Raw genomic sequence first — 9,873 nt, forward strand, 5'->3', positions numbered from 1 at the left:
ACTCAGAGTTACTGAATGGGTGGTGAAGCCCTTCAATGCTCCTATGTTGTGTTAAGTGTTGGCAGATATCTGGACCTCACCCTAGCGGTCTAGAACTTGAACCCCGAACTTCCCCTCCCCATACGAAGTCCGGGGTTTTTTTTGCCTGCAGAAAAGTCATTCGGCGATTTCTGCGCCCTTGTCCGCTAATTCCATCCAGTCGGCCAGTACGGTGTAAGCCTCTTCCAGGCCCATGCGCTTCGGCGCCGAGAACAGCTGGATGGTGATTGCATCACCCCAACCTTTACGGATTTCCGATTGGACCTTGAGCAGGGTGTTCTTGGCCGCGCCGTAGGTCAGCTTGTCGGCCTTGGTCAGCAGGATATGCATCGGCATGCCGCTGGCCATGGCCCAATCGAGCATCAACAAGTCGAAGTCGGTCATTGGATGACGGATGTCCATCATCAGAATCAAGCCCTTCAAACTCTCGCGACCACCCAGGTAAGCCTCCAGGTGACGCTGCCAGTGCAGCTTCAACGGGATAGGTACTTTTGCGTAACCGTAGCCCGGCAGGTCGACCAGACGCCGATCATCGTCTAGCTTGAAGAAATTGAGCAGCTGCGTGCGGCCCGGGGTTTTCGAGGTGCGCGCCAGGCTGGCGTGGGTCAGGGTGTTCAGCGCGCTGGATTTACCGGCGTTGGAACGGCCGGCAAAAGCGACTTCAAAGCCTTCGTCATCGGGGCATTGGTCAACTTTGGCGGCGCTGAGCATGAACGTGGACTGTTGGCACAGGCCGAGGATGGGATTCTTGAGTTGCATGAGATTTCCGATGTGGGCGGTGCCGAGAAAGGGTGCGGCAAGCGGTGTCGTTTCCGTTTCAGTAGCGCCAGTATATAATGCCGCAGATTTTGTGTGTGCTTTGTCCCAGCGAAGGATGAGGTTCACGGGAGCGAAAGACCTTCATTGCGCATTAGAACGCAAAACGCTCTCAAACCCTGAAAAGGTCGATGTATGACCCGATGGTTGCTCGCTTTTGGTGTCCTGATGCCGCTGTATGGCGCTCAGGCTACACAGGAACCCGAAGCGGTGTACAACCGAGTTTGCGTGGCTTGCCATGCCGGCCAACTGCCCAATGCCCCCAAGCGGGGTGATCAGGCAGCGTGGGCGCCCAGACTGGCGCAGGGCATGGACACGCTGGTGCAACACGTAACCCAGGGTTTCAAGGCAATGCCGCCGCGTGGTTTGTGCATGGACTGCAGTACTGAGGATTACCAGGCCGTCATTGAATTGATGGTGAGTAAACCCGGTAGATAACTCTTAAACCCCTTAGCCGTAGTTGGATTAGCTGATGAACAAACTGATCGTGAGTCTGCTGTTGACCTTGGGCATCACCGGTGTTGCCCATGCTGCAGGCGACGCTACAGCGGGCCAGGCGAAAGCCGCCGTATGTGGTGCTTGCCATGGACCGGATGGCAACAGCCCGGCGCCGAACTTCCCCAAACTGGCCGGCCAGGGTGAACGTTACCTGACCAAGCAGATGCACGACATCAAGGATGGCAAGCGCACGGTCCTGGAAATGACCGGCTTGCTGACCAACCTCAGCGATCAGGACCTGGCAGATATCGCGGCGTATTTTGCCAGCCAGAAGGGCAGTGTGGGAGCTGCTGATCCGAAACTGGTCGAAAAAGGCCAGGCATTGTTCCGGGGCGGCAAGCTCGCTGAAGACCAGCCAATCGGTGGCATGCCCGCCTGCAAGGCTTGCCACATCCCGGACGGCGGTGGTCTTGCGGCCGCAGGCTTCCCTCACCTGAGTGGCCAGCATGCCCAGTACACGGCCAAGCAATTGAAGGATTTCCGCGAGAAAGTTCGCTACATCGATGGCGATGCGGGTAACAAAATGATGACTGACATTGCTGCCAAGCTCTCGGACAAAGATATCGAAGCGCTGTCCAGTTACATCCAGGGTCTGCACTGATTGGCCCGGCAACGTTAACGCTCGATTAATCCATCGATGCAAGCATAAAAAGGGTGGCTTAGGCCGCCCTTTTTTGTGGCCGGTGCCGTTACACTAACGAACTCATGCCCGCGTAGACCTGTCACAACAAAGGTCGCGTGAGGCGACTTTATTTGTCCAGGAGTAAAGCATGCGTAATCTGATCCTCAGCGCCGCTCTCGTCACCGCCAGCCTCTTCGGCATGACCGCACAAGCTGCCGACGTGCCGCTTGAAGCCGGTAAAACCTATGTTGAATTGACCAACCCCGTACCGGTTTCGGTGCCTGGCAAGATCGAAGTGGTGGAGCTGTTCTGGTACGGCTGCCCGCATTGCTATGCTTTTGAGCCGACCATCAACCCTTGGGTCGAAAAACTCCCGTCCGACGTTAACTTCAAGCGCATCCCAGCCATGTTCGGCGGCCCATGGGATGCCCACGGCCAACTGTTCCTGACCCTGGAAGCCATGGGTGTGGAGCACAAGGTCCACAACGCCGTATTCGAAGCTATCCAGAAGCAAGGCAAGCGCCTGACCAAGCCGGAAGAAATGGCTGACTTCGTCGCCACCCAGGGTGTCGACAAGGACAAATTCCTCGCCACCTTCAACTCTTTCGCTATCCAGGGCCAGATCAAGCAAGCCAAGGAGCTCGCTCAGAAGTACGGCGTGCAAGGCGTACCGACCTTGATCGTCAACGGCAAGTACCGCTTTGACCTGGGTACCGCCGGTGGTCCAGAAGCCGTCCTCAATGTTGCGGACCAACTGATCGCCAAAGAACGCGCAGCCAAGTAAGGGGCTCGTTATGCGCCGCCGGGGTACCGAACGCGTTGTTGGCCTGCATGAGCCGCAGGTCAACGAACACCACCTGGAATCCACAGGCCTGCCGGCTGACAGCCGCTTGCGCCTGCTCAGTTTCAACATCCAGGTGGGCATCAGTACCGAGAAGTACCGACACTACCTGACCCGCGGCTGGCAGCACCTGCTGCCCCATAACGGTCGGGCCGGTAACCTGCAAAAGATCGGCAACCTGCTCAACGATTTCGATCTGGTCGCCTTGCAGGAAGCCGATGGCGGCAGCATACGCTCCGGCTACATCAACCAAGTGGAACACCTGGCACAGCTGGGTGCTTTTCCCTACTGGTATCAGCAACTCAATCGTAACCTCGGCCGTTTGGCACAGCACAGTAATGGTGTGCTCAGCCGCCTGAAGCCCACGGCTATCGAAGACCACCCATTGCCAGGCCCCAAGGGGCGCGGGGCGATTCTCGTGCGCTTTGGCGAGGGCCCGGAAGCCTTGGTGGTGGTGATGATGCACCTGGCGCTCGGGGGACGTACGCGTAACCTTCAGTTGGCCTATGTGCGAGAGTTGATTGGCAACTACAAACACCAGGTTTTGATGGGTGACATGAACACCCATGCCAACGACCTGTTGCAGAACTCTCCGTTGCGCGACCTTGGGTTACTGGCGCCGCAAGTCGAAGCCACGTTTCCCAGCTGGCGCCCGCAACGCTGTCTGGACCATATCCTGCTAAGCCCGACCCTCACGCTCGAAAGTGTGCAGGTTCTGGCGCAGCCCATCTCCGATCACCTGCCGGTCGCGGTAGAGATTCGTCTGCCGGGTTCGCTCACGGCTGATGCATTACCCGCGTTGAGCCCAAGCCCTCGCGGACCCCTTGAATGAGCGACGACGCCCAGCGCTGGAAAGAGAAATACCTCAAAAGCATCGAGCAACAAGACAAGCTCGAACGCCGTTGGGCTGCCCGCCTTGACCTGCTTCGTCGTGGGCTGGTGCGTAGCACGCTTGCCGCTGAGGGGACAGACCGCGCGGTCGATCAATGCATGAAGGAAATGCGCGATGTCGTGCGCACCGACGACATGGACGCAGCTCTCGCCGCGTTGCTCCCGCGCCTGGAAAAAGCCGTGCTGGACTCGGAGCAGCGCCGCGAAACCCGGGTCGACCAGATCAGCACCGCGCTCACCGCCCTGGTCGCGCAGTTGCAGAAGTTGCCGCTGCCCCGTGAAGTGGCTCGCCCGCTGAAAACCTTCGCCAAGCAGCTTGATGGCCGTGTCGGGCAGGCGCGGGAAATACCGTTGTTGCTCAGTGAGCTCAGCAGCCTGCAAGGGCAGGCGCTGAACAACCTAGAACCGGAGGGTGAAAGCTCGCGCCCTGGGCCAGGCTTGCTTCAACGCTTGTTTGGTAGCAAAGACGTCGCCGTCGAGGTCACTGAACCAGCCCCTGCGCCAACAACACCCACACCGCAACCTGTTGTCGCAAAGCCTGTGCCCAAGTCCCAAGAGCCAGAGCAATCCGAAGCGTTGACCGAAGCCTTGCGAGCTTTCACGCCATTACCGCCAGTCGAGGTGGTGCAACCGCCTGAACCTGTTGCACCCTCTAAGAGTGTGGAGGTCGCTGGCGAAACATTTGTGTTCGAAGCGCCTGCTCAATCGGCAACTACCGCCGTGCCGGTCGAGGCGCCGGAACCTGCGGACCCTGAGCCGCCTGCGCAAACATTGGCACCTGAGAGTGCGCTTGCCGCGTTTATCGAAACGCCCGAGGTTCAGGTCGACACGCCGGAAGAAACGACGATCGGCAGCCTGTCGCTCCCGCCTGTGTTGGAAAGCCCGGAGTCCGACCCCGACGCGCTGCAATCGGAGGGCATCTACGCCCTGCCTGACTCGCCCGAGCCGTCCTACAGCTCGGTGGCCAAGCACATCGAAGACACGTTGCTCGGTTTACTGGAAGATCTATCGCTACCTGAGCGCCACCGGCCCCAGGCGGAATCCATGCGTGAGCGTCTGGCCAATGGCTTGAATTGGTACGAGTTGCTGCCGATTCTCGATGACTTAGCAGTATTGATGCTGGCGATCACCGACAGCGGCCAGCATGAGTTCGAGGCTTACCTCAAGCAGCTTAACGAGCGCCTCGAAGCTTTCCAGGGTCACCTTCAGGTCGCCAGTGACGGCCACGCCGACAGCCGCTCGGCCGCACGAGAATTGGATACGCAGATTCGTGAGCAGGTGGACGGCCTGCAAAGCAGTGTGCAGGAAGCCGCCGACCTGGATAGCCTCAAGCAGGTGCTGGAAAGTCACCTGGAAGGTTTGCTTGGCACCATGGACGAGCACCAACAGCAGCGTGACCAGCGCGAACAGGAAGTGGCGGCGCGCTTGAAAGGTTTGGCCGAGCGGGTTGCGAGCATGGAGCAGGAAGCTCAAGGCTACCGCGAGCATCTGGAGGTGCAGCGTCAGAAAGCCTTGATTGACCCGCTTACTGGCCTGCCAAACCGAGCTGCCTGGAGCGAGCGCCTGGATCATGAGGTCAATGCCTGGCATCAGCTCGGTAACAGCTTATCGCTGGCGATGCTGGATCTCGACCATTTCAAGCGCATCAACGATGGTTATGGTCACTTGGCCGGCGACAAAGTCTTGAAGATCATCGCCAACGTACTGCACAAGCGCCTGCGCCCCAGTGATTTTATCGCGCGGTTTGGCGGTGAAGAGTTTGTGTTGCTGATGCCCGATTCATCCCTGGTCGATGCCTTGGCCGTGGGTGAGGTGCTGCGTGCGGCGATCGAGGCGTGCCCGTTCCACTTCAAGGGCGAACCGGTGACGATCACGGTGTCCATGGGCGTGGCACAGTTTCAGCCGGGTGAGCGCAGTGATCTGGCGCTCAAGCGTGCCGACGAGGCGCTGTACCGGGCCAAGGCGGCAGGGCGCAATAAGGTGCAGGCGGCTTAAAAGATGTTCCATTTTGTGATTTGAACGCTTCGCTGCACACCGTACGTTACACTGTTGCATTATCGTCTTCAGCGTAACGTGATCTGCCATGAAATCCTTGTACATCGCTTTTGTGTTCCTTCTACTCGCCGGTTGTGCCAGTGGCCCTCGTCTGGACACCAGTCACCCTTCAGTGAACCACGACAACCGCGTGCAGTTCGTCATCGTCCACTACACCTCCGCCAACCTCGAACGTTCCCTGGCCCTGTTGACCCACGGCCAGGTCAGTAGCCATTACCTGATCGGCGACGACGGTTCGGGCACCATTTACAAGTTGGTGGATGAGAGCCAGCGGGCCTGGCACGCTGGGCAAAGCGAATGGATGGGGCGCACTTGGCTCAACTCAAGCTCCATCGGTATCGAAATCGTCAACCCGGGGTATCGCGACACGCCGACGGGCCGCGTGTGGTATCCGTATTCCGAAGCACAGGTGCAGTCGCTGATTGTGTTGCTCAAGGACATCAGCAAGCGCAACGGAATTGATCCGAAGAACATCATCGGTCATAGCGACATCGCGCCATTGCGCAAACTTGATCCCGGCCCGCTGTTTCCGTGGAAGCGCTTGGCCGCTGCAGGCTTGGGTGCCTGGCCGGATGCCCAGGCCGTTGCCCGGTTCCAGGTACAGTACGCAGCGGAGTTGCCAAGCGTGACGTGGTTCCAGGAAGAGTTGGCGCGTCTGGGCTACCAGACACCGCAGACCGGCGAACTGGATATCGCCACGCGCCATGTGCTGGCGGCCTTCCAGATGCATTTCCGCCCTTCACTGTTTGATGGCACGCCAGATGCCGAAAGTGCCGCGATCCTGCGTGCGTTGAACCATCGATAAGTGTTAGAGCGGCAACGCCATATAGAACTGCGTACCCTGCCCCGGCCGTGAATACACACCCATGCGGCCGCCATGCAATTGCACGATCTCCTTGCACAGCGCCAGCCCGAGGCCGGCGCCGCCTTTCTTGCGGCCCACCTGTACGAAGGGCTCGAAGATGCGTCCCTGCTGACCGTACGCAATACCTTCGCCGTTGTCCTCGACGCTGATAATGACGCGCTCGCCATGGCGACGAGCCTGCAGACGAATCTGCCCGCCTTCAGCCGTGTGTCGAAGGGCATTGGCCAGCAGATTGTCGAGCACGCGCTCCAGCTGAGCCTGGTCGGCGTACAGTCGGGGCAAATCGGCCTGGGCTTCTACCAGTAACTCGATGTGTTGCGCATTCGCCGGCTCCGCGAACCGCGCTCGTGCGTGCTCCAACAGCTCTGTAACGTCGCTTGGCGACAATGTGAGCTTTTGCAGGCCATTCTGGTAGCGTGAAAAATTCAGCAGGTCGTTGATCAATTGCATCAGGCGCTGCATTTCTTCGTTGACCGTATCCAGCAGGTCCGCTTCCCGGGACTCGGCAGGAAATTTTGCCCGCTCGCGAAACAAGCCGAAGGCCATGTGCATGCCGGTCACCGGTGTACGCAACTCATGGGAGGCGCGCAAGACGAACTCGCTGCGCACCCGTTCAAAGGCCCGCTGCTCCGTAACGTCATGCAGCACCATGACCGCACCGAGAATATGCCCTTGAGTATGGCTCACAGGCGTCAGGCTGTAGGTCAACAGGCGCAGCTCGCCTTCGACTTCCACCTCCAGATCCTCCGGCGCCCGTTCCAGATTGCCACCGCGCAGCACCAGTTGCAGTTGCTCATCCATTTCCGGGCGGCCGAGGGCCTCACCCAAGCCTTGGCCGAGACGTTCCTCGTCCCACCCCAGCTGACGCTGTGCCACGGGGTTGAGGTGCTCCAGGCAGCCTTGGCGATCAATCATCAGCAGGCCGTCATCAATGCTGTCGAGCACTGCTTGCAGGCGTTGTTGGCCGGCCAATAGCTCATCGACATTGGTCGCCTGATGCTGGCGCAGTGCTTCGGCCATGATGCCGAAACGGCGGGTCAACTGGTTCATCTCCGCGGCCGAGGAAATGGGCAGCGTCACTTCAAAGTCGCCCTGTCCGATTTTATCGGCGGCTTTCGCCAACGCCTCGATGGGCCCACCAAAACGTTGGGCGATGCCATGTGCGGTGACGAAACCAATGATCAACACCGCAAGCCCCACCAACCCCAGCAGTCCAGCAATCAACAACGCGCGTTCGCGGGACTTGTGCTCGTTGGTGCTGATGTTTTCCAGCGCCAGCTTGTGATCGGTGATCAGCCCGTTGCGCAACACATTGAAGGTTTCGGTGAGTTTTTCCTTACTGCCCGGTGGTGCCGTCTCTTGCTGGGATTCGTCAAATGCCTCCAGCAGGTTCTGGTAGTCGATGCGTGCCTGGCTGAAACCATGGCTGTTGCCATCGTTTTGTTCATGGGCAATGCCTTGATCCAACAGATCAAAATAGCGCTGCTTCGACGCTTGCAGTGCCTCGGGGTCGGGGCGCTTTTCCAGCATCATGATCAACTGGTCGCCCAGGCTCTGGCGCAGCTTGAGCCCCAGGTCCAGGGTGATGAAGTTGCTGCGGATCAATGACTCCTGGGTCTTGGCCATTTGCATGACACTGACCAGGCCCAGGATCAATCCCAGCAGGGCGACGGTGATCAGCGCTGAGATACTCAGGAACAACCGAGTGCGCAGTTTCATCGCAAGCTTCATAGGGTACAGCTCACAGGTTGTACTGTTTGCGTTTGCGGTACAGGGTCGACGCGTCGATGCCAAGCGTGCGTGCCGCCTGATCCAGCGTGTCGCTGGTGGCGAGTACGGCGCCGATATGCGCTTTCTCCAGCTCGTCCAGACTCAACGCCGCGCCGATGCGTGGTGCATTGTGGGTCGGCTGTTCGGCCATGCCGAGATGGCTGATCTCGACCTTCTCCTGAGGGCAGATGATGCTGGCACGCTCCACCACGTTGCGCAGCTCACGGATGTTGCCCGGCCAGCGGTAGTTGAGCAGTGCCTCACGTGCTTCATCGCTGAAGCCCCGGGCAGGCCGCGCGTACTCCTTCACGAAGCGCGCCAGGAAACGGTCGGCCAGGGTCAGGATGTCTTCACTGCGCTCACGCAACGGCGGCAGGTGCAAGGTGATGACGTTGAGACGGTAGAGCAAGTCTTCCCGGAAGCGGCCGTCACGCACCATATCTTCCAGATTCAAATTAGTGGCCGCGAGGATGCGCACATCGGCACGTCGAGTTACCGGGTCGCCGACGCGCTCGTACTCTTTGTCCTGGATAAAACGCAGTAATTTAGGTTGCAGCGTCAGCGGGAAGTCACCGATCTCGTCGAGAAACAGGGTGCCGCCATCGGCCTGATTGACCCGGCCCAGCGTGCTCTCACTGGCACCGGTAAACGCGCCGCGGCTGTGGCCGAACAGCTCGCTTTCCATCAATTCCGCGGTCAGCGACGGGCAGTTGATGGTCACGCAGGACTTTTTCGCACGCTTGCTCCAGCCGTGAATGGCGCGGGCCAGTTCACCTTTACCCGTACCGGACTCGCCCAGGATCAGGATGTTGGCATCGGTGCCCGCCACCTGGCGGGCGGTTTCCAACACCACCATCATTGACGGGCTGTGGGAGTCGAGGCCGTCCTTGGGTTGGCGCACTTCGCCTTCCAGCGCCTCCAGGCGTGCCGACAATTGGCGCACTTCCAACTGCTTGGCGGTGGCCAGGCGCAATTGGTCGGGGCTGCACGGCTTGACCAGGTAATCGGCAGCACCCGCCTGGATAGCGTCGACGGCGGTATCCACAGCGGAATGCGCGGTGACGATCACCACGCGCATCCACGGTGCTTGGATGCGCATCTGGGCCAAGACGTCCAAGCCATTGTCCTCGCCCAGGCGCAAGTCGAGGAAACACAGATCGAACACCTGGCGTTGCATCAGGGCATCGGCTTGGGCAGCGCTGTTGGCTGTTGCGACGGTGTAGCCTTCGTCTTCCAGGCAGTACCGGAACGTGCGCAGGATTGCGGATTCGTCATCCACTAAAAGAATGCGGCCTTGAAGCTCCTTGGCTGATTCCATCTGTCCCGCGCTCCTTAATTATGAATGATGGTGATTAGTCCCGGAATAATCGGGCAAGTTGCATGGTTTATTCTGATTGATAAAAGGCGTCTTCGTGCAGCTATCTGCACGTCCTCCTACAAACCCGCCAATTGATGGCGTTTTCATTCCTTCTTGCC

The 9,873-nt window shown here is 59.3% G+C and carries 9 protein-coding genes; 6 read left to right on the forward strand and 3 right to left on the reverse strand.

Features of this window, described 5'->3' with window-relative positions:
* Positions 1-156: 156 nt before the first annotated feature.
* On the reverse strand, positions 157-798 hold the full coding sequence (gene yihA, locus ACRESD_RS19345) for a ribosome biogenesis GTP-binding protein YihA/YsxC (RefSeq protein WP_431752373.1): 642 nt from the start codon (positions 796-798) through the stop codon (positions 157-159).
* Positions 799-990: 192 nt separating this feature from the next.
* On the opposite strand from yihA, the gene ACRESD_RS19350 reads away from it, so the two are divergent.
* From ACRESD_RS19350 to ACRESD_RS19375, 6 genes are all read left to right on the forward strand, one after another.
* On the forward strand, positions 991-1,293 hold the full coding sequence (locus tag ACRESD_RS19350) for a c-type cytochrome (protein WP_431752374.1): 303 nt from the start codon (positions 991-993) through the stop codon (positions 1,291-1,293).
* Positions 1,294-1,327: 34 nt separating this feature from the next.
* A complete protein-coding gene (locus ACRESD_RS19355) occupies positions 1,328-1,954 on the forward strand; it encodes a c-type cytochrome (RefSeq protein WP_134661070.1) in 627 nt (208 codons plus the stop codon).
* 169 nt (positions 1,955-2,123) lie between these two features.
* Positions 2,124-2,759: a thiol:disulfide interchange protein DsbA gene (gene dsbA, locus ACRESD_RS19360; RefSeq protein WP_431752375.1), complete on the forward strand. Its 636-nt coding sequence runs from the start codon at positions 2,124-2,126 to the stop codon at positions 2,757-2,759.
* Positions 2,760-2,769: 10 nt separating this feature from the next.
* Positions 2,770-3,648 carry an endonuclease/exonuclease/phosphatase family protein gene (locus tag ACRESD_RS19365; RefSeq protein ID WP_431752376.1) on the forward strand — a complete coding sequence of 293 codons (879 nt, stop codon included), beginning with the start codon at positions 2,770-2,772 and terminating at the stop codon, positions 3,646-3,648.
* Positions 3,645-5,702 carry a GGDEF domain-containing protein gene (locus tag ACRESD_RS19370; RefSeq protein ID WP_431752377.1) on the forward strand — a complete coding sequence of 686 codons (2,058 nt, stop codon included), beginning with the start codon at positions 3,645-3,647 and terminating at the stop codon, positions 5,700-5,702. Before ACRESD_RS19365 ends, ACRESD_RS19370 begins: the two co-directional genes overlap by 4 nt.
* 88 nt (positions 5,703-5,790) lie before the next feature.
* Positions 5,791-6,567 carry an N-acetylmuramoyl-L-alanine amidase gene (locus ACRESD_RS19375; protein ID WP_431752378.1) on the forward strand — a complete coding sequence of 259 codons (777 nt, stop codon included), beginning with the start codon at positions 5,791-5,793 and terminating at the stop codon, positions 6,565-6,567.
* 3 nt (positions 6,568-6,570) lie between these two features.
* Here the strand turns inward: ACRESD_RS19375 and ACRESD_RS19380 are convergent, their stop codons facing one another.
* Both ACRESD_RS19380 and algB read right to left on the reverse strand, forming a co-directional pair.
* On the reverse strand, positions 6,571-8,358 hold the full coding sequence (locus tag ACRESD_RS19380) for a KinB sensor domain-containing domain (protein WP_431752379.1): 1,788 nt from the start codon (positions 8,356-8,358) through the stop codon (positions 6,571-6,573).
* A gap of 10 nt (positions 8,359-8,368) precedes the next feature.
* Positions 8,369-9,715 carry a sigma-54-dependent response regulator transcription factor AlgB gene (gene algB, locus ACRESD_RS19385; RefSeq protein ID WP_431752380.1) on the reverse strand — a complete coding sequence of 449 codons (1,347 nt, stop codon included), beginning with the start codon at positions 9,713-9,715 and terminating at the stop codon, positions 8,369-8,371.
* Positions 9,716-9,873: the final 158 nt, after the last annotated feature.

Source organism: Pseudomonas sp., assembly GCF_050739995.1.
GTDB lineage: Bacteria > Pseudomonadota > Gammaproteobacteria > Pseudomonadales > Pseudomonadaceae > Aquipseudomonas.

Coding starts and splice junctions, on each gene's coding strand:
- yihA (WP_431752373.1), bottom strand. CDS start 798: ATGCAACTCAAGAATCCCATCCTCGGCCTGTGCCAACAGTCCACGTTC.
- ACRESD_RS19350 (WP_431752374.1), top strand. CDS start 991: ATGACCCGATGGTTGCTCGCTTTTGGTGTCCTGATGCCGCTGTATGGC.
- ACRESD_RS19355 (WP_134661070.1), top strand. CDS start 1,328: ATGAACAAACTGATCGTGAGTCTGCTGTTGACCTTGGGCATCACCGGT.
- dsbA (WP_431752375.1), top strand. CDS start 2,124: ATGCGTAATCTGATCCTCAGCGCCGCTCTCGTCACCGCCAGCCTCTTC.
- ACRESD_RS19365 (WP_431752376.1), top strand. CDS start 2,770: ATGCGCCGCCGGGGTACCGAACGCGTTGTTGGCCTGCATGAGCCGCAG.
- ACRESD_RS19370 (WP_431752377.1), top strand. CDS start 3,645: ATGAGCGACGACGCCCAGCGCTGGAAAGAGAAATACCTCAAAAGCATC.
- ACRESD_RS19375 (WP_431752378.1), top strand. CDS start 5,791: ATGAAATCCTTGTACATCGCTTTTGTGTTCCTTCTACTCGCCGGTTGT.
- ACRESD_RS19380 (WP_431752379.1), bottom strand. CDS start 8,358: ATGAAGCTTGCGATGAAACTGCGCACTCGGTTGTTCCTGAGTATCTCA.
- algB (WP_431752380.1), bottom strand. CDS start 9,715: ATGGAATCAGCCAAGGAGCTTCAAGGCCGCATTCTTTTAGTGGATGAC.